Annotated in this window: 17 protein-coding genes; 9 read left to right on the top strand and 8 right to left on the bottom strand. The window is 45.0% G+C overall.

What is annotated here, in order from left to right; genetic code table 11:
- Positions 1 to 106: 106 nt before the first annotated feature.
- Both GB993_RS11825 and GB993_RS11830 read right to left on the bottom strand, forming a co-directional pair.
- Entirely contained in the window at positions 107 to 799 is a 693-nt protein-coding gene (locus GB993_RS11825; RefSeq protein WP_161004440.1) for a DUF4811 domain-containing protein, read from the bottom strand.
- Positions 799 to 2268 carry a DHA2 family efflux MFS transporter permease subunit gene (locus GB993_RS11830; protein ID WP_161004441.1) on the bottom strand — a complete coding sequence of 490 codons (1470 nt, stop codon included), beginning with the start codon at positions 2266 to 2268 and terminating at the stop codon, positions 799 to 801. The genes GB993_RS11825 and GB993_RS11830 overlap by 1 nt, the downstream gene beginning before the upstream one ends.
- Positions 2269 to 2505: 237 nt before the next feature.
- Between GB993_RS11830 and GB993_RS11835 the strand changes: the two genes are divergently transcribed.
- Entirely contained in the window at positions 2506 to 3213 is a 708-nt protein-coding gene (locus tag GB993_RS11835) for a hypothetical protein (protein WP_161004442.1), read from the top strand.
- 60 nt (positions 3214 to 3273) lie between these two features.
- Positions 3274 to 4209 (top strand): alpha/beta hydrolase, encoded by a 936-nt coding sequence (locus tag GB993_RS11840; protein ID WP_186337686.1) that lies wholly within the window; start codon positions 3274 to 3276, stop codon positions 4207 to 4209.
- Positions 4210 to 4657: 448 nt separating this feature from the next.
- On the opposite strand, the gene GB993_RS11845 is transcribed toward GB993_RS11840, so the two are convergent.
- Both GB993_RS11845 and GB993_RS11850 read right to left on the bottom strand, forming a co-directional pair.
- The gene (locus GB993_RS11845; protein ID WP_161004444.1) at positions 4658 to 6280 is read right to left on the bottom strand and encodes an ABC transporter permease; all 1623 of its coding nucleotides are present in this window, start codon (positions 6278 to 6280) and stop codon (positions 4658 to 4660) included.
- Positions 6273 to 7211: an ABC transporter ATP-binding protein gene (locus tag GB993_RS11850; RefSeq protein WP_161004445.1), complete on the bottom strand. Its 939-nt coding sequence runs from the start codon at positions 7209 to 7211 to the stop codon at positions 6273 to 6275. The genes GB993_RS11845 and GB993_RS11850 overlap by 8 nt, the downstream gene beginning before the upstream one ends.
- Positions 7212 to 7938: 727 nt before the next feature.
- Between GB993_RS11850 and GB993_RS11855 the strand changes: the two genes are divergently transcribed.
- Together GB993_RS11855 and GB993_RS11860 are read left to right on the top strand one after the other, a co-directional pair.
- A complete protein-coding gene (locus tag GB993_RS11855; RefSeq protein ID WP_161004446.1) occupies positions 7939 to 8685 on the top strand; it encodes a LytR/AlgR family response regulator transcription factor in 747 nt (248 codons plus the stop codon).
- 8 nt (positions 8686 to 8693) lie between these two features.
- Positions 8694 to 9365 carry an HD domain-containing protein gene (locus GB993_RS11860; RefSeq protein WP_161004447.1) on the top strand — a complete coding sequence of 224 codons (672 nt, stop codon included), beginning with the start codon at positions 8694 to 8696 and terminating at the stop codon, positions 9363 to 9365.
- Between the two features lie 92 nt (positions 9366 to 9457).
- Here the strand turns inward: GB993_RS11860 and GB993_RS11865 are convergent, their stop codons facing one another.
- Together GB993_RS11865 and GB993_RS11870 are read right to left on the bottom strand one after the other, a co-directional pair.
- Complete coding sequence (locus tag GB993_RS11865) at positions 9458 to 10252, bottom strand: hypothetical protein (protein ID WP_161004448.1); 795 nt, start codon at positions 10250 to 10252, stop codon at positions 9458 to 9460.
- Between the two features lie 10 nt (positions 10253 to 10262).
- Complete coding sequence (locus GB993_RS11870) at positions 10263 to 10760, bottom strand: aminoacyl-tRNA deacylase (protein ID WP_161004449.1); 498 nt, start codon at positions 10758 to 10760, stop codon at positions 10263 to 10265.
- A gap of 120 nt (positions 10761 to 10880) precedes the next feature.
- Here GB993_RS11870 and GB993_RS11875 point away from each other — a divergent pair, with 120 nt between their 5' ends.
- From GB993_RS11875 to GB993_RS11895, 5 genes are all read left to right on the top strand, one after another.
- Positions 10881 to 11609, top strand: a complete 729-nt coding sequence (locus tag GB993_RS11875; RefSeq protein ID WP_017261554.1) for a GntR family transcriptional regulator — start codon at positions 10881 to 10883, stop codon at positions 11607 to 11609.
- A gap of 323 nt (positions 11610 to 11932) precedes the next feature.
- A complete protein-coding gene (locus GB993_RS11880) occupies positions 11933 to 14317 on the top strand; it encodes a phosphoketolase family protein (RefSeq protein ID WP_161004450.1) in 2385 nt (794 codons plus the stop codon).
- Positions 14318 to 14783: 466 nt separating this feature from the next.
- Positions 14784 to 15230 (top strand): 8-oxo-dGTP diphosphatase, encoded by a 447-nt coding sequence (locus GB993_RS11885; protein ID WP_161004451.1) that lies wholly within the window; start codon positions 14784 to 14786, stop codon positions 15228 to 15230.
- Positions 15227 to 15706: an NUDIX hydrolase gene (locus GB993_RS11890; protein ID WP_161004452.1), complete on the top strand. Its 480-nt coding sequence runs from the start codon at positions 15227 to 15229 to the stop codon at positions 15704 to 15706. Before GB993_RS11885 ends, GB993_RS11890 begins: the two co-directional genes overlap by 4 nt.
- A gap of 105 nt (positions 15707 to 15811) precedes the next feature.
- Complete coding sequence (locus GB993_RS11895; protein ID WP_161004453.1) at positions 15812 to 16696, top strand: DegV family protein; 885 nt, start codon at positions 15812 to 15814, stop codon at positions 16694 to 16696.
- Between the two features lie 231 nt (positions 16697 to 16927).
- Here GB993_RS11895 and GB993_RS11900 read toward each other — a convergent pair whose 3' ends face one another.
- Positions 16928 to 17929, bottom strand: a complete 1002-nt coding sequence (locus tag GB993_RS11900; RefSeq protein WP_161004454.1) for a glycosyltransferase family 2 protein — start codon at positions 17927 to 17929, stop codon at positions 16928 to 16930.
- 14 nt (positions 17930 to 17943) lie between these two features.
- On the bottom strand, positions 17944 to 20274 hold the full coding sequence (locus GB993_RS11905) for a glycosyltransferase family 39 protein (protein ID WP_161004455.1): 2331 nt from the start codon (positions 20272 to 20274) through the stop codon (positions 17944 to 17946).
- Positions 20275 to 20733 lie beyond the last annotated feature (459 nt).

Here is a 20733-nt window from a genome sequence, read left to right on the forward strand (position 1 = left end):
TTATCGCAGAGACTCCAGCAAGAATAAGAAAAGAGTGGCAACTTAACGTAACTAACGGTTTATTAATTCGTTAGTTAGGCTAAGTCGCCACTCTTTTTAAATTTTTTTATTTTAGTTGCGCTTTAATTACGGCGATTGTTGTCTTCTGGATCAACGCAGAACGTTGTGAAGCAGACATTTTAGGATCTTGTTTAACGGCCTGGGCTACCTGTTCACTAACCTTTGCCTTAATCGCTTGTTGTTGGGCAGGTGATTTCATAATCTTGGCAAGTTGCTTGGCCTCGGTGGTGCTGAGACTTAACCACGTTTGTGGCAAACGGAATGTGTAATCACGATGGGAAACACGGTTTTGCTCGCCAGAAAAGGCAAACAGCGCATGTTGCCAATCGTTACGATATTGCCAACGAGTGGTGGTTACGGTTAAAGTTGCCTGATCGCTCGTCGTTGTTTTTAGTTTAGAGCTGACATGCTTAGTTGGTACTGCTTGCGGTTTGGTTTGCGACGTGTTGGTCCGGTACAGATAGACCTTTTCTGTTCCATTGCCTAATGGTTGATAGAGAAGGACATTAGGCGCACTAGCTGGTTGATTTGGAATACTTGAGACCAACGTTGATGTCGTTTGTTGATGCGTCTTTACCATGCCGTACTGAAAATTGTCGTTTGCAATCAGTAAACCAATCATGCCCAAGAATAAAATTAGGAAAACGCCAATTAGCCAGCGGCGTAATTGATGACCATTGAGAAGAACGACGGCCCAAAATAATCCAAGCGTTGCAATGATTAATGCGATAATGACCATTATCCACGCCTCCTTAAGTTACCTGGCTTAATGCGGAAGGCTAGTACGAGGCCGATTAATGCAAAGATCGTTGCAGTAAGGAAGGCCGCATGATAACCCGCTAGTGTTGCGGATAAAGCATGTGTTCCGTAAGTAAGGGGTGTGCTGTGCAGCAACGACTTAGCCGGCATGTTTGAGTTGGTCACGTTTGTTAACACGGAAATGAGGATGGCCGTTCCCATTGAAGAGAAAACCTGACGTCCAGTGTTATTAACAGATGTTCCGTGACTCATGAGGCTTAATGGTAAAGCGTTCATCCCAGTTGTTGTCACTGGCATCATGACCATTGAGATTCCAAACATCCGGATGGTGTACAGGATGGTAACGAAGATAATCGGCGTTGTTTCCGTCAATGTGACGAAGAACGCTGTTCCAATCGTCAGTAAGAACATCCCGGTGATTGCTAAACGGCGTGCGCCAATGCGGTCGAAGATGCGACCGGTAATGGGACTCATGATTCCCATCATTAAAGCTCCGGGCAACAGAATCAATCCAGAGTGAAAGGCTGATTCACCGCGGACCGTTTGAATATAGAGCGGTACCACCATTTCGGCGCCCATCATAGCCATGTTAACAACGGCCACTTCAATGACGGAAAGAGTATAAATTGGTGATTTGAACACCCGCAATTGCAGTAGCGGATTTTCAATTGTCAGTGACCGCCAAATGAATAAGCCAACGAAAATAATCCCGACAATCAGTGTGATGTACACTTTTGGCGCTGTCCATGAGCTAGCCCCCACGCTACTGAATGCGTAAAGCATGCTCCCAAAACCGATTGTGGACAGTGCGACTGAAATCCAATCTGCACTGGTTTTCTTGGTTGGGAAAATTTTGCGCATGGTGAAAATAGCAAGGGTGAAGACAATGACTGGAAATGGCAAAATGACGACGAACAATGCTCGCCAAGAATAGTTCAGCAATAACCACCCAGACAAGGTAGGTCCGATAGCAGGCGCTAATCCGATAACAATTCCGGCTAGACCCATAGCTGAGCCACGACGTTCCGGTGGAAATATTGTCAGCATCGTTGTTTGAAATGTTGGCGCTGTGATTCCGACAGCAACAGCTTCAATCAAACGACCAGCTAGGAGCACGCCAAACGTTGGCGCAATCATACAAATAAAGGTACCAACAAAGAAAATGGCCATCGCGGTTAAGTAGAGTGCTTTGGAACTATAGCGTTGCAGAAGAAATGCCGAAATAGGAATGGTAATGCCCATCGCTAACATGAATCCGGTAGTCAACCACTGAACGGAGTCTGCGTTGATATTAAACGTCCGCATAAGAGTTGGAAACGCGGTGGTAAGGGTCGTTTGCACGATAAATGTGCTAAACGTTCCGATGAGCATTGTGATGATGAGGAGCAAACGGTTATAGGGTTTGCCATTGGCATCAACCACTTTAAATTCGGATGATGAATTGGACACGAAAAAGCCTCCTTGTGAACAACATTTATGTAAACAATTATAAAAATCGTTTTGACAATAAAATAGATAAGTGACACTAACGAGGGCAGTGATTTCCTCAGTCAATTGTGAAGTTGGCACAGTCAGACACGTTAGCGCTAAAATAGATTGAACCACACATCCAAAATGATGAAAGTTCAACAAAAAATTATACGCCATTTACTGAAAAAATGTTAGTAAGAGGGCCGGAGGCAGATCGTGACAGCAATGATCACTATGATGAAACAATTAAAACGCAATCGTTTATTTTGGCTACTATGCGCTTGTGCCATCGTATTGCCGCTTGGTCTCACGAGCTGGCTAGCGTCATTACGTGGTGTTGAGTTCGCAATGTTTGTGCCAATATTAGCGCAAACACGCGTTTTTGTGTTCTTTTTATCATGGGTTGTGCCTGGCATTTTACTTAGCCTGGCAAAAAAGGAAAATGGCCATGTGACGGGCAAACACACCTGGCAAAACGTCTTTTTAATGATGCTTTGTATTGATATAGCATTGATAGTCGTTAATCAAGTGACATTACTAATTACTGGAACGCTATTTTTGGGACACACCGTTGCCTTTCCTTGGCTACAATATTGGCGAATGCAGTTGAGCCTGTTTCCGCTAATAGTGAGCGGCCAAGTAATCTATGAGGTTATTGGTAGTCATAAAGTTAGTCGTACGGCGACAATGTGGTGGTCACTAGCCGCGACCTTTGGGCTAACTTTTTTTATTGCCTTTGGGCGGTTAATGTTTGACTGGTCGCAACAATTGCGATTAATATCAGTATTTAGTTTAGTGAGCGCGGGCTATTGGAACACTTGGAATCAGGTATTGGCGAGCTGGCTGAGTAGCGTGATTACCTGTGTGGTAGCTGTATTAATCAGCTGCTGTTGGATCGGCAGGCACGAGCATTCGTCAAAGTAGTGTTCAAACGACAATGGCACCGCACTCAGGGATTGGAGATTGACAGTGAAAAAAAGAACAATGGTCAGTTTGGCAGCACCGTTTGTGATTGCAACAGGTGTTGCCGGCATTTCAGAACAACTGTATCGTTATGCCTTCAACCGCGTAAATAAGGTTCCTGAAACTTCGAAAGAAAAGCAGAAGTATGCAGATGCCTACTACGGCTATGTTGACTGGCTACGTAATCAGCCAACGCAGGCTTGGCATTTACACGAAGATGATGCAACGCGTAAATTAGCAGCTACTTATCTAGCAGCCGATGTGCAAACGACGGACACGGTGATCATTTCACACGGTTATAAAGGCAACGGCGAGACGATGGCCAACTACGCGAAAATGTTTCACGAGTTAGGGTATAACGTATTGTTGCCAGATGATCGGGCGCATGGCCGGTCAGCAGGTCGCTATATTACATTTGGCTGGCTGGACCGCTTGGATTATTTGGATTGGATTCAGCGCATTATCAAAGAAACTGGTCAGGATGCGCGGATCGTCTTGTTTGGTGTGTCGATGGGCGGTGCTACAGTTGAGATGATGAGCGGAGAAGCCCTCCCAGAGCAGGTACGTTGTATCATTGCGGATTGCGGTTATTCCAGCATTGACGACGAGTTGGTGTACTTGCTCAAACGGAATTTCCATTTACCCAAATACCCGTTTTTGCCAGCGGTGAATGCGATTAATCGGCGTAAACAAGGGTTTAGCTTGACCCAAGTTTCATCAGCTGAGCAACTCAAACATAATCGCCGGCCAATTTTCTTCATTCATGGTGAAAAAGATATTTTCGTTCCTGCGGAAATGCTGGCAGCCAATTATGATGCGACTCAAGGGCCAAAGGAAAAGTGGGTCGTGAAAGATGCGACACATGCTGAAAGTTTCTGGATTGATCCGGAGGCCTATCAACAACACGTCAAACAATTTCTCGATCAGTATTTGACCTATCGATTGCCCAAAGGATAATTGTTGACTAGGTATTGATTAACGGTCGATATATGGACATTGTTCTAATTTAAAACGCTTCATCCCGTCATTTTGTTGCAAAGACGGGATGAAGCATTTTTGTGCTCAACTTAGAGTTGAAGCTTTAGTACCAACATAAACGCCACTTACAGTTGCCAATTTTTTGAGAGTGTCATTGAATGTTCAATGATGCCGTGTAAATGGTTAGCGGTTAACTTGTCTGTAATAGGGAGTGGAGCTGATTGGAAACAGAGGTCCGTGTCGACAACACTTGGCGGCGTGATTTCGGCCGCTTAGTGTTGTGGGACGAGTTCTGAGACGAACTTTGGCTCAGAATCGAGGGGAAAACCGTGGTTTGTGCGGGTTGAGCCCGATCCCCACGGAACGGCGTTTCCAATCGGCGTAACGGGAGACGGTTAGACAGGTTACAGTTTTTAACTTTTTATAGTTAGTTGGCACTATTCAGATCACGCAGCTGATATCCGATCAATCCAACAATAAATAAAACTGCAGCTATCCCAGTTTGCCACCAGAATACAGACCAGTTCAGCGACGAAGCGGGCACATGACCAATGAATCCAAACGGAGACAATTTGGTTGCCCATTCAGGTAGATCAAATAAGCGACCGAAGTAGTTCATCACAAAGGTTGCACCAAGGTAGAGCCAAACAAGACTACGTAATCTGGGCAGCCAACCAACGAGGAGCGCACCAGCACCTAGGAATATCAGGAGTGGCGAGACGTTCGCAATTAGACCATGAATAAATAGTTTGTTAGCCAATGGATGATCTAATACCATGTTGGCTGCGGCAGCCACGCCACCGACAGCTGCCACAAGCGCTAGTAAACTGGTGACGATGCCCCAAAGACTGAGGACTACATTAAGTCGAAAACGTGAAACGGGACGGGCATGTAACATTTCAAGCATTCCCCGTTGCTCATCAGTGGCGATTCGATAAATAATTTGTAAACCGGGAATGATTGCACAAACCGTGAAAATGATCATTAACAGGGCAATAAATGATTTTAAAACTTGAGTAGTGGCTAATGCGGCAGTATGAGGATCAGCTAATAATTTTACCGTAATTGGATTCGACTTGAGAATGTCGGCGACGGTATTAAAAACGGAACCGTACATTGCACCAAAGATAAAGAGACCGATTACCCAGGCTAAGATAGTATTGCGCTCCAACCGACCCACTAGTGAAATTGGCCCGCGAAGAAAGGGGCTGGCATAACGTCGACCAGGTCGGGTGGCCAAAATGCCAGCGTTAAGATCACGGCGTGCGCGAAGCATGATTGCGAGGATCATTAAAACGGCAATAGTGATCAGCATTAACATGGCCGGAAGCCAATTGTTGCTGCGGTACGTTTGTAACTTCTCTACCCAACCGAGCGGAGAAAGCCATGTGTAGCGGGGATGGGAAACGTCGGTTAACATGCGTCCCAGATAGACAATACCAAAAAGCAGGTAGGCAAGACTTGTTGCAGCACGGCTACTGGCAGCTAGCTGAGCACAAACGACAGCAAGTAAGCCAAACATCAATCCGTTAAGCCCCAGGCTAACACCAAGGACAAGATTGCCGCCTGTGTTTGTACCATTTAAACCAGCAACTTGCAGACCACCTGAGTAAAGGCACGCTAACAGGATGTTTGCAACCACTAGTTCACTGATTGCGGCCATCATACTGGCATAAGGACCGACGTAGCGCGCTGATACCAGTTCCGTTACACCGCTATCTTCGTCACCACGTGTCAGTGCAATAGCTAATGAAAAGTTCATGATGACTCCGAAAATAGCCATAAAGACGGTCATTTCGCCAGCAAAGACATCCGCAGAACTATACGGGCCATGAGGTAATCGACCGAAAAGCGAAATCATTGCGGGCGTATTTAATGTAGCGGTAATCTTTTCAATGGCGGTTTTGCTACCGTATAGGTTATTGAACTTGGCTGCAATACTTGCGAATAATCCTCCCAGTGCAATTAGCCAAATCAACAACTTAAGCCAATCACGTCGAAGATTGATACGCAAGATTTGGCCTGCTTGAAAGAACGGTTGCTTAGGCATCAGGACCATCTCCCGTCTTTAAGTCCACAGCCTGAGCATTTTCACGACCATAATAGCGTAAAAATAAGTCCTCTAAGGTTGGCGGGGTGCTTCGTAATGTTAGAATTTGATGACCGGCTAAGTATTCAGTGATTATAGTCATGGCGTCTGAATCGACCGCAAAAATTGCCGTAGTTGGATTAGATTGTTTAAGTTGATGAACACCAGGCTGATTGCCTAAGTCGGTCAACGGTGTTTTTGTAGTCACTGAGATCTGCGTGCGGGTCAAGTGTTGCATTTCTGTGAGCGTACCGGTTTCAATGATTTTACCTTCGCGGATGATACCAATCCGATCACACATTTGTTCTACTTCCGACAAAATATGGCTAGACAGTAAAATTGCTTTGCCAGCAGCTTTTAGGGCTTTTACTTCGTCCTGAAAGACTTGCTCGTTGAGCGGGTCGAGACCAGAGGTTGGTTCGTCAAAGATATATAAATCGGCCTTTTGTGATAAGGCGGCAATTAGAGCAACCTTCTGACGATTCCCTTTGGAATAGGTGCGTGCTTTCTTACCAGTGTCGAGTCCAAATGCCTTAATTAACTCATCCGTTCGTTTTGAATGTTGCTGACGACTGAGCCGGAGAAAAAGGTCGATAATTTCGCCACCTGTAAGATTCGGCCACAGATAAACGTCGCCAGGAACATAGGCGATGTTTTTATGAATACTGACCGCGTCATGAAAAACGTCTTTGCCAAAAATTGTGGCTGTACCACTTGTTGCCCTTAATAAACCAAGTAACGTGCGAATCGTTGTCGATTTTCCGGCTCCATTTGGACCAATAAATCCAAAGACTTCACCAGGTTGTACGTCAAACGAGACATCGTGTAGTGCTTGAAATTTACCAAATCGTTTTTGGAGATGTGATACGTGAATTACTGGGGATAATTGCATGGTTCAACGCCCCCTTTAGGCGGATGAAATTGCAGTTCAAAGACTTACCAATTTGCAGGTTAAATATCCTGTCGCTGTCAGTGTAGAGTGCTATTCTAGGGGTGTCAATTTTAAAATTTTGCAGATGATAAAATAGTTGAACTATCAACTATCTCAGCTCAAATAAAAGACGTTTAATTCAAATTTGTTAATTAAATTGACGAACTACTAACAGGCTGTTGATAATTTGGGACTGAAATTGATTAAAATGGGTTTGCCGTGCGCATTTGAGTGGGTGGGTGCATTACAATCAATTGCGAGACAAGCATTTAGCATGGCTAATTAGAAAATTGATCTGCGTTGTCACGACCGTGTGAAAGTAGTCTTTAAGAATTTACTTTCGAGTGCCGGTTCGGCGGCGACGTTTTTTCGTTAGAATCGCGGTAACAAAGTTTACTTGATGACGGATCAAGGGAGCGATGAGATTCGAGCCTTAAAAGTCGTTGATCCGCGTTAGGTCGTTGATCGTATCGACAGTTGACGTGAACAACGATGGTTTAACATTTTAGCCTTAATGCCCTTATCTTTTAGCGTAACGAACAGTTTTCAGCTAGTAATATGAAGACACTCGGTGGGATATGACGCATATTGATTGCGGCGTTTATTGGCAATATAAAAATAACGAAGCTCGGTAAACGTTAACCACGATTGTTGAGATGTAACCAAGGTAAACAAAGGAGAGATCGTCATGATTCTTTACGTTTGTGAAGATAATTTAAAGGAACGACTATGGCTGACAACTTGCCTTGAAAACGAACTTAAAGAATTGAATATGAATATTCCAATTGAAAGTGAAGGACGACCGGAAAAAGTGTTGGCAACGTTGCCTGATCATCCGGGTCCAAACATTTACTTTCTAGACATTCAACTTAATGCTGCGGTTGACGGTATTGAGCTAGCTCGACGAATTCGCGAAGTCGACCCTTTAGGCTATATTGTCTATGTCTCTATTCGTGAGGATCGTGCGTTTGAAACAATCACGTCGATGACCATGCCAACAGGATTTCTTTCCAAAGAATTTATGTTTGACGCTGAGAAGTTTACGCCTCAACTTCGCCAAATTTTGGTGACGATTCAGGATCACTTAAATCAGGTTCATCCGAATCAGCCGGCTTATTTAGAAATCAAAAACGGTGGTTTTCTAATTCGGTTGCGTCAAGATGATCTGTTATACATTGAAAAGGTGCGCCGGTTGAAAAAAGTTACGGTAGTCACGACAAATAACCGCTACGAAGTGAATGGGAGCATTCATGAACTAGCCAGTCATCTGACGGCAGACAATTTTTTTAATGGTTTTCAAAGTTATATTCTGAATACAGAACATATTCAGACCGTCAACTTTACGCTGGGACATGTTACGATGAGTAACGGTGACGAGTTGAATTTCTCGCGTGGCACCATCAAAAAATTACGCGATTTTATTCGCGAAAAGTAGGCGACAGTATGGCAGAAGGACTGACCTCAGCAGAGCAAACACAACTGGATAAAATTGAGTCTTACGCACGTCAGCAACTCGGTAGCGATCGTTCGGGACATGATTTTTTCCATTTGGAGCGGGTCGCGAAGTTAGCGGATCGAATTGAATTAATCGAACAGACAGGGCAACGTTTTGTTGTTTTAGCAGCGGCCTATTTGCATGATGTTATTGACGATAAGCTTGTTGAAGATCCTGAGGCCGCCCACGCGGCGTTGAAAGAAAAACTTTCAAGCTGGGATGTGAATGAGGACGATGTAACGGCTATCTTTGCAATTATTGATCACATGTCATTCAGCAAAAATCTTGGGCAGCATCAGACGCTGAGCCCGGCTGGTCAAATTGTTCAAGATGCCGATCGCATGGATGCCATTGGTGCGATTGGTATCGCTCGGACATTGACCTATGGTGGTCATCATGACCGGGTGCTGTATGATCCGGAGATTGAACCTCGTCACGATATGACAAAGGCAGAGTACCGCAAAGCGGATGGCACCACGATTAATCACTTCTATGAAAAGTTGTTGCTTATTAAAGACCAGATGAATACCGTTACTGCACGAAAGATGGCAGAACAACGCCAACGCGTGATGCTTGATTTTCTATATGAATTCAAACAAGAGTGGAATGGTGAAGCCTAACCTTTTGGACTATAAATGAACAGAGACTTAAAACACGCTGATCTCCAGAGAATGGAAGTCAGCGTGTTTCTTGTTTTGATAGAAGAATCATTTTATTTATCTTTGGTTAACCAACGGGTGACTACATTTACGACTGCAGAAAGCACAACGACGAGACTAAGTGCAAAGAAGACCGGCACTAGGTGTGCACGAGACCACTCCGTAAACGAACTTGTTAAAACGCCAGCACTTAAGCCGATTAGACCAAGCAGAACAATGTATGATGAGACACCGGCACCGGAATTGCGCAGGTCGGCACTACTTAGGTCGAATCCACCAACACTGAGGTTAGTCACTAATATTGCCCAAATGATCCAACGAACTGTGTTGACCAGTAAGTTACCATCAGAAGTTGCCGGTTGAAACAGGTTACTAAGGGTTGGATGCATGGCAAACATTACCCAGTTATGAAACATTGTTGGCCATAACCAGGCGGTGATACCGAAAATGACTGCACTGACGCCGATAATTGGCGCAAAACCAATAAAAAAGTTACCCATTGTTTGGTAACTATTGCCACTGTTCCATCGATGATTTACGTAGCCGAGGGTTAACGCTTCTGGATCAGTGGCTTGTCTGTCTGGGTGGGCAAATTTAATCAGCCGCAAACCAGTAATTTTATGACCAAATAATAATGCCATGATCAAATGGCTGGACTCGTGAACGATGATACCAAGAAATCCTAAGTAAACTTGAGAGTTCATACCATAATACGTAGCGAGCCGTTGTTTGGTATTTCGATTTATCAGTGTTAGCACCCAACTAAACAAAAGTGGCAGTGCTAACCCGTAAAAGAAGACGGTCAGCAGACTGATTAAAATCTGCTGACCTAACGTGCTAAATGACATTAAGTTATTCCTATTCTTCCTCTAAATCGGTAAATGTACCGTGAACTAATTCTGCGATAGCTGTAGCATCGACCTGAACTGAGCGGCCAATTTTGCCTGATGAAACGACGATTTCGCCCTGCTCTTGAGCAGCTGTATCGAAATAAATGGGATACTGGTACTTCTCCCAAATACCGATTGGCGTATTGGCACCATGTTCGTATCCAGTAGTGTTAAGCAGGTCTTTTAACGGCACCATGCCAACTTTTTTGTTACCGGAAGCTGCCGCCAACTTTTTATAACTTAGGTGAGTGTCAAGCGGAACAACACCTACGAGTGGGCCAGTTACGTTGCCGGTTAGAACCAGTGTCTTATAGATATTATGTTCATCATAATCTTCGTGATCAACATCCAGTTGGGCAACGTCCCCAGCTTGGTGGGTGGCAAACTCAATTTGTTTGTATGGAATCTTCGCCTTATCTAAAATTTTTTCGACGAGGGTTTTCTGAATTCTTTTTTTCTTAGCCATTAAATTGGACCTCCAAGAGATTAAAAATTGGTACGAACCTAAAACACAATTGGCCGGACCAATATTTTTCTGGTATACTCTCAGTGAGTAGTATACAAGAGAAAGGAACCTTGCGTCGAGATGGCAGACTTAGTTTATAAAAATGTAATGCAAGATTTAAAGCGTCGCATTAATGACAATCAGTTTCCAGATAAACGGCTGCCTGACGAGCGGAGCTTAAGCGAATCATACGAGGTGAGCCGGTCATCTGTTAAGCGAGCACTTAACGTACTGGCACAACAGGGAATCATTTTTAAAAAGCGTGGTTCTGGTACGTTTGTGAACCCATTGTACATTAAAAATCAGGCTGTTTTCAGTTACGAAGGGCGTAATCTTGGGGTTACGGATTCGATGAGGGTGGATGGCAAGAAGCCGAGCATTAAGTTGCTCGACTTTCAAGTGATTCCGGCCACACCAGAATTACAACAAGATCTATTCTTGAATGCCGATGATTTTGTGTATCAAATCAAACGTCTGCGGTCGCTTGATCAACAGCCGGTGATGATTGAGACAGGGTTTATTCCCATTAAAATTATGCCAGAACTGTCAACAACGGTTGTATCAGGTTCGATTTTTAATTATTTGGAAGATAACAAACACGTCTCAGTAACCAAATCTTTCATGACCGTTGAAGCCGAGCCTTCGGACGACAAGGATCAGGAATTGCTGTCACTGAAGCCAACTGAACCAGTTGGCGTGATGAGTGGAATTTTTTTTCTGGATGATGGGACGCCGTTTGAAGTGTCAAACATGCGAATTCACTATAAGTATATGAAATACAACAACTTTGTGGATTTAGATGCGGACTAAATTGAATAGAGGTTATTAGAAAACACTAAGAATATTTATTTCTCAGTGTTTTTTAGGTTCAATTTAAGGCTTAATTTGTTAGCATTGGGGCGGATTAGCGAGGAACTGATTCCTATAATGTCGCTTTTTGATAAGCAAATAAAGGTGAACTAACCAATGGAAACATTCGATCTCGGTAATTGGGTCGTACCAATTTTCTAAAAGGTTGACTTTTATTTAAAAGCGTCTATTATAGTAACTGTAAATTGACCGGTAAAAAAGTCGGTGGATTTCACAGCAAATTTCGTGTTATTAAAAATTATCTCGAAGGAGTGTAAATATTCATGGCAGTTGATTACGACTCACAAGAATACTTAGACAAAGTTGACGCTTACTGGCGTGCGGCTAACTACCTTTCAGTTGGTCAGTTGTTCTTAAAGGACAACCCATTATTGAAGGGCGACTTGACGGCAGAAGACGTTAAAGTTAAGCCAATCGGTCACTGGGGCACAATCGTTCCACAAAACTTCATTTACGCACATTTAAACCGTGCCATCTTGAAGTATGACTTGAACATGTTCTATATCGAAGGTTCAGGTCACGGTGGTCAAGTTATGGTTTCAAACGCTTACCTTGACGGTTCATACACTGAACGTTACCCACGTATCACACGTGACGAACAAGGTATGCAACGCTTGTTCAAGCAATTCTCATTCCCAGGTGGGGTTGCTTCACATGCTGCTCCTGAAACACCAGGTTCTATCCACGAAGGTGGGGAACTTGGTTACTCTCTTTCACACGGTGTTGGTGCTATCTTAGATAACCCTGACGTTATTGCTGCTGTTGAAATTGGTGACGGGGAATCAGAAACTGGCCCATTGGCTGCTTCATGGTTCTCAAGCAAGTTCATCAACCCAATCCACGACGGTGCTGTATTACCAATTATTCAAGTTAACGGGTTTAAGATTTCTAACCCAACCATCCTTTCACGGATGAGCGATGCTGACTTGACTAAGTACTATCAAGGTATGGGCTGGAACCCTCGTTTCGTTGAAACTGATGGTTCAGACCACAAGAAGGCTCATCAAGACATGGCTAAAGCCATTGATGCATCTATCGAAGAAATCAAGGCCATTCAAAAGAATGCCCGTGACAACAACGATGATTCATTACCTGTATGGCCATTGATCGTGCTTCGTGCACCTAAAGGCTGGACTGGTCCTAAGAAGGACTTAAACGGCGACCCAATTGAAAACTCATTCCGTGCTCACCAGGTTCCAATTCCGGTGGACGCAAACCACATGGAACACAAAGACATGTTGGTTGACTGGATGAAGTCATACAAGCCTGAAGAATTATTCAACGAAGATGGTAGTCCTAAAGAAGTATTGTCAGAAGTTGAACCTAAGGGTGACAAACGGATGGCTATGAACCCTATCACTAACGGTGGGATTCACCCAGAACCATTGAAGATGGACGATGTTCGTAAGTTTGCCGTTCCTGAAAGTGACTTGAAGGATAACTCCAAGCAACGGATGGACATGGAAGTTATGTCACACTTTGCTGGTGACATCATGAAGGAAAACCCAACGAGCTTCCGGATCACTGGTCCTGATGAAACTCAATCAAACCGTTTGTGGGGCCTATGGGATGCTTCCAAGCGTCAATGGATGGAAGACATTCACGAACCAAACGATGAAAACGTCGCACATTCTGGTCAAGTTATTGACTCACAATTGTCAGAACACCAAGCTGAAGGTTGGCTTGAAGGTTACGTTCTGACTGGTCGTCACGGTTTCTTCGCTTCATACGAATCATTCACACGTGTTATTGACTCAATGTTGACTCAACACTACAAGTGGTTACGTAAGGCGCAAGAACAAAACTGGCGTCACGACTACCCATCATTGAACATCATCAACACTTCCACTGTGTTCCAACAAGACCACAATGGTTACACTCACCAAGATCCTGGTATGATTGGTCATATGGCTGAAAAGGGTCACGAACTGGTTAACGAATACTTGCCAGCTGATGCTAACTCATTATTAGCTGTTATGAACAAAGCTTTGCAAAGTCGCGAAGTTATCAACTTGATTGTTGCTTCCAAGCACCCACGGACTCAATGGTTCTCCATTGACGAAGCTACGGAACTTGTTAACAACGGTTTGGGAATCATTCCTTGGGCTTCTAACGATGAAGGTGCAGAACCAGATGTTGTCTTTGCAGCAGCCGGTACTGAACCAACGATGGAAAGTTTAGCTGCAATCACCTTATTGCATGACAGCTTCCCTGACTTGAAGATTCGCTTCATCAACGTTGTTGACCTATTGAAGTTACGTAAGAAGGGTGACGACCAAGATGACCGTGGTTTGACTGACGAAGAATTCGACAGTTACTTCACGACTGACAAGCCTGTTATCTTTGCTTTCCATGGCTTCGAAAACACATTGCGTGGTTTGGTTTACGACCGTCATAACCACAACATCCACTTCCACGGCTACCGTGAAAATGGGGACATCACTACACCATTTGACATGCGTGTCTTGAACGAATTGGACCGCTTCCACTTGGCTAAGGATGCCATCAACGCAACTAGCTTTGCTGAAAAAGCCGGCGAATTCAGTCAACACATGGACGACATGGTTGCTAAACACAACCAGTACATCCGTGATGAAGGTACTGATTTACCAGAAGTTAATGCATGGCAATGGAAAGACATTAAGTAGTCTCACTGCTTAATCTCTTCTCTGAAAATTAATAGGGTTCACACAGTCCGTTTGGATTGTGTGAACCCTATTTTTGTTTTTTAAAATCCAAAATAGTGGATGAATGACGTCTTCGGTTGCCAAAACTGAACTCTAGCCGTGGGACCGGTTCGACCCCCTGAAGTGCGGGTTTCTCACCTCGCCTTTAAGCCGAAGGGCACGTCTTCAAGACAGTCCTGTGCAGTAAATTCGACTTAAACCGTCTCATTAACAGCACTTTCACGGCCTTCGTTCAGTTTTGGCTCCCTTCGGCTCCATCGTATTTTGTTTTTGAACCTTAAAAATCTGATCAAGTTCTAGCACTTATAATCAAAGCACTAAATAAAAAGAACGCTTATTCGCAAAATTTCATGATTGCAAAACCGCTGTATTAGCAAGATAATATAGCCACGCTGTCAAAAACGCACAGGCAAACGAGGAGGGTAACATGGCGAAGACCGAAGAAGTTGAATTGACTAACATGGTACTGGTATCAGATAACGAAACCAACCAGATTTTGGTTGAGGATCGCAAAAATCCTGATTGGCCTGGTTACACATTTCCGGGTGGTCATGTGAAAGCCGGCGAAAGTTTTGTAGATTCTGCGATTCGAGAAGTGAAGGAAGAAACAGGCCTAGACATTCATAATCCCATCTTTTGTGGGATTAAAGAATTTATGACCGAACATGGGCGTTATGTTGTCGCACTGTTTAGAACCGATTCCTATTCGGGGGAATTGCGATCGTCTGATGAAGGCAAAGTTTGCTGGATGCGACGCGATGAAATGTTCGAACATGAAATTGCGGACGGCATGGATAAATTACTCAATGTCTTTGAAAAACGCAGTGTGTCTGAACTGACATACTTAGAAAATCCGGATGGCGAATTTAAATGACCGAAGAGGCTGATGATCTGCTGTTTAAACGTGATAACCGAACGTTTAACGTGCGCACGAGTGGACTACTAGTTCGAGACGAAAAAGCGTTGTTTCATCACAGTATCGATGACAATGGGCAATCGTATTTTGCATTAGTTGGTGGCAAGGTTAAGTTTGGCGAATCCTCTGTTTCTGCGATTAAGCGGGAGTATCAAGAAGAACTTCATCTCGATGTGCTGCCCAAACGCTTACTGTGGGTGATGGAACATCAATTTGGGACACCAGAAGATATGTGGCAACAAGTTAATTTCGTTCATTTACTCGACAGTCCACAATTAGCCAACTTACCAAACGAACGGTTTAGCATTGGCCGTCACACATTTGAATGGATTAACTTAAAAGACTTTCCGGTCATGCCAATTTATCCAGCAGTCATTGGACAATCGACAACGTTGCCTACTGCTGTTCAATATGTCAACGATATTGACGACTAAAGTGATTGCTCGCTCGAAAAATTGTCGCAAATCGGGTATGATGAATGTACACAATGGTTGTGAACAAATTCTCTTCAACCAATAAAGATGAAGCGAGGCAGCGGGATGAAAACAGCTGTGATCACGGATAGCGCCAGTTACTTAGATCCTGAAGTAGCGAAGGCTGCTGGTATCCGAGTGGTGCCAATTACTGTAATTTTTGGCACCCAGACCTACTTAGAAAATGTTGATATTACCAGTGAACAGTTTTACAAACGGATGCGTGAAGAAAAGGCAATGCCATCAACTGCACAAGTAACGATGATGCAGATGCAGGAGCAGTTTGATGAACTGATCAAAGAAGGCTATGACGAAGTGATTTGTATTCACTTGTCGAGCGGTATTACGACGTTCCTGCAAAACCTTGAAGCGTATGCACCAACCGTAAAAGGAATCAAAGTTTATCCGTTTGATTCGCGAATGGCTAGTGAAGGTGAAGCTTGGTTGGCCTTACTGGCTGCTAAGATGGCTAAGGCTGGCAAGAATGCTGCTGAAATCTTGCCAGTGCTTGAACATTTACGTGAGACAACGCATGTGTATTTTGTGGTGGATGATTTAAGCCACTTGTTACGGACGGGTCGGATTACGAACAGCTCTGCTTTTGTGGGTAACTTATTGCGGATCAAACCGATTCTGACGTTTGAAGATGCTAAAATCGTTGCCTTAACGAAAGAACGGACAGCCAAACGTGCCTTCCAGAAAGTTAAGCGTGATTTTGAGGCGTCATTGGGCGATGAAGATTATCCGGTGCGTGTTGGCGTGATTGACGGGAACAACCCCGATGCCAGTGCCACTTGGATGAGTGATTTAACCAGTGAAAACCTGAAAACGGACGGTGGCAAAGATCCTCAGTTTGAGGTTGCTCACATTGGGCCTTCTATCGGTGTGCATACCGGCGAAAAGGTCATGGGTCTCGTCTGGGCCGAGGACTGGCAAACGCTGGGAGAGTGATGCCGAAGCCCGGGAGAAACCGAGCAATAACGGGTAAGACAAAGTATTCGGTGGGCTTCCGAATGCATTGACTTACGTGTTATGCGCAGGATTCTGGGCGACAGGTGCACGTTTTAGAAAGAGTGATGCCGAAGCCCTGCACATTTGTAACTTAAAATTCAATCTCAAAAGGGTTCCAAACACCATTAACGCTTGCTAATGATGTTTGGAACCCTTATTTGTATCATTTAGTTAGGATTGTTTTCTGATCTTTTGGACCTGACTAACTGGGATTGTCCGGGCTACACTATGTTGATTGTTAGCACCGCTGGGAAAGCCCATCGTTTCAGCCACAACGTACAAAGGCCGTTCGCGCGACTGATTGAACACGCGACCGAGATATTGCCCCAGAATGCCGATACTGAGTAGCAGTAGGCCACCTATCAGCAGGTCGACCACCAACAGGAGTGTCGTTCCGGTAAAACCTGTCCAGATAGCTGCAATTAAGGTGAGGACAGCAGCCGCACATAGAACTCCGCCTGTCCAATTTGCAAACTTCAATGGTAGGTTTGAAAACGATGTGATGCCATCCATTGCCAGACGGACCATCTTGCGCAGGGGATATTTGGAGACGCCTTCGGTGCGTGGTTGGCGTTCGTATTCCACTGCGGTTTGTTTGAAACCGACCCAGCTGACCATGCCGCGAACGAAGGGTTCATCCTCATTCATTCGTTCGAGGACGTTGACCACTTTGCGATCCATCAAACGGAAGTCACCGGTGTCAACTGGAATGTCAACGTTGGTGATGCTGTGTAGAATGCGATAGAAGGCTTTAGCAGAGACTTTCTTGAACCAGGATTCACCATCGCGTTGTTGCCGCTTGCCATACACTACGTCGGCGCCTTGGTGCCAGGCCGACACCATGTCAGCAATAACGGCTGGTGGGTCCTGCAAATCCGCGTCCATGACCACGACGGCCTGACCGGTAGCGTAGCGAATACCTGCTGTAATCGCTAGCTGATGGCCAAAGTTACGGGAGAAACGGACAAGCCGCATCTCTGGATGGAAGGCGATTGCCTTGCGAATTTTATCCGTTGTTGTGTCATTTGAACCGTCATCAACGAAGATAATTTCGTAGCGCTCAGGTTGTTGGCTGACAAACCCTTGAACGGTTCGAATCGTTTTCATAATGAGCGCTTCTTCGTTGAAAACGGGCATCACAATAGAAATAAGTTGATTTGAAGTATTCGTCATGGTTGTCATCCTCCTTAGTTCAGTTTGTACAACGTACCGCCGTTGCCACCCATGCCACCAGCACCTGGCTGGCCCTGTTTGTTTGAACCGGTTTTGCTGGACGGCTTCTGCGACGGTTTGGTCATTTTCTTGGATGTGCTAGACGTTTTTTTGGTGGCTGATGGTTTTTGAACACCACTAGGTTTCTTTGTTCCCGATGGCTTCTTCATGCCAGACGGTTTCGACCCAGAAGGCATTTGACCACCAGGTTGGCCACCTTGTGTACTGCCCGTTGGTTTAGTCGCCTTCTTGCTGGCGCTACTGATTGTTTTGCTTTCTGATGTGCTTGTGGCATCCATCATGGAACTGGCACTTGTACCGCCGTAAGTCTTGGCGCTTATCTTGGTACCGTGTTTCTTAACCCAGTTCACGATGCTGCCACTAGTGCTCTTACCGGCGACGTAGAAGTATTTGACCTGACCGGCCTTGACCAGTTGTTTAAACTTGGCAAGTGAGATTGCATTATCGGTACCGTTGAAACCACCAATCGTCATCACTGATTTACCAGTTTTGATAATATATGGCGCGGCTGTGCCTGAATCCATTGTGGCAAACAGATATTTGGCGTTGCCATTGTGCTTTTCGAGATACTTGATCAGTTTAGTGTTTGCGGATTCGTTACCCATACCACCGCTGTTACCACCACTTGTTAATAAGTCGGGGCCAGCTGTTGGGATGGCCGCTGATTCACCTGCAATGGTTGGTGTCAAAGACCAGAATCCTGGCGCCAGTGACAGCAAGGTAATCGCAAACGTACTGGTAACGGCGACTTTACGCCAGCTCGTAAATACGAAAGCAATCAACGCCGCTGTAATGGCAGACCCGCCAGCGATAAGCCAGCTCAACCACGGATAGTAACTATAAACGTACCATGCTTGCAGTGCCGCTGTGGCGAGTAATCCGATAGCAAAGATATATCGCTGCCAAGGTTGACGACCTTCTTTAACGGATTTTACAAACGTGGCAATACCGATTCCATCCAGAACAGCAAGTGGGGGTGCGAGCATAATCATGTAGTAGGGATGGAAGAAACTAGCGATACTGAAGAATCCGGCAACTGGCACGAGCCAACCAGCCCAGTACCAGAGCTGTTGTTGATTGCGTGTTGTTTGCCACCACCGTTTCTTTCGGTCGGCTTCATACAAGTAGGCGCCAACTAAGCCAGTCAATGCCAGTGGGAAGAACCAACTGACCTGACCGCCAAGTGCTTGCTGGAACAAACGGAATGGGCCTGCAGTACCGATGTTGAAGGCACCGCCACCGCCACCGGCACCAGCACCGGCTCCTTGTTTGCCACCAGTCATGCCAGTTGGTGCGCCACCTTTGGAACCACCGGGCATCTTGGTTCCGGCCATCATTTTGCCGCTGGCTTTTTTACCAGTTGGCTTGGTGCCCTTAGCACCGGTCTTTGATCCTGACGGCGGGGTGCCCGTTTTGCCCTTAGTTCCCGTTGGCGCCTGACCAGATTTGCCTTTACTGCTACTGCCCATGCCTGGGAAGCGACTACCGGTTCCAGTCGATTGACCGAGCAAACGTTGTGAACCATTGTAACCAAAGGCTAAGTTTAAAACGGAGTTCGTTGATGAACTTCCGATGTAGGGGCGGCTACTCTTGTTGGTTGAGTCAACAGCGACTGGCCAAGCTAACGTGAAGACTGCTAAAGCAATCGTTGCCATTGCCAGATGGACTATTTTTTTCTTCCAACCTACCGTGCTGGCAATCCAGTAGAAGAAATACATCGCAGGTAACAGCATAAATGCCTGCAACATTTTGACGTTGAAGGCAACGCCAATAAGTGCAAACGAAACGATTACGAGCCACGTTTTCCGTTTGGCAACGGCACGTTGTAGAAGAAAACCTGCGAGTAACAGGAAGAAAACTAACGTTGCATCCATGTTGTTGGTCCGTGAATCGGCCACCACAATGGGTGTAATCGTCATGAACAGGGCAGCTAAGTTACCTGCCAAGCGACCAAAATAAGGTTTAACCATGGCGTAGATCAGACCGACCGAGCCAATTCCAAACAGGACGGATGGTAACACGACACTCCAGCCGTGAACGCCGAATATTTTGGCACTGATTGCCATGAACCAGAGGGCAACCGGTGGCTTATCCACTGTAATGAAACTAGCTGGATCAAAGCTGGCATACCAAAAGGCTTTCCAACTCTTCGTCATACTGACAATTGCGGCCGTGTAAAAATCGTTGGCCTGGCCGGCTTCCCAGATATTCCACCCGTAGAGTCCGGCAGCGAGGACAAGAATGGCGACTAACCACCAGTCCCATAGTTTAACAAACTTACGCATAAGGTCACTTCCTATCGTTTAGTTTCAAACAAGAACGCGTGATTAATAATTGCTTGAACATTGTTGATTACGATAGACCTGCTTGCATAAAGGGGACTTAAGAGAAACTAAAAGGGAGCTTAAAACGATTACATAAATATAGTAGCTGACTGACACTTGCGGTTGTCGACATTGAAACTCCGACATGGGACCGGTTCAAGCCAGCAGTTCACGGTCTTTCACCTCGCCGTCAAGCCTCGTAAAGAGTCTTTCCGACCGTCCGTGACCTAAATTCGGAAGACCATCGAATTTAGGTCACTTTCATGTCTTGGTTTCAATGTCGACGCCCTTCAGCTCACATTGAGGTTAAATGGGTAATTGATGTTTTCACCCAAAAATGTAGGTAAAAAAGTTTATTACCCATGATGCTGATTATTATTCACTTTTGAAAAGTGGTATTGAAATTGTAGGGTGGTTAGA

It is taken from the genome of Furfurilactobacillus milii (assembly GCF_009864005.1).
GTDB classification, from domain to species: domain Bacteria; phylum Bacillota; class Bacilli; order Lactobacillales; family Lactobacillaceae; genus Furfurilactobacillus; species Furfurilactobacillus rossiae_B.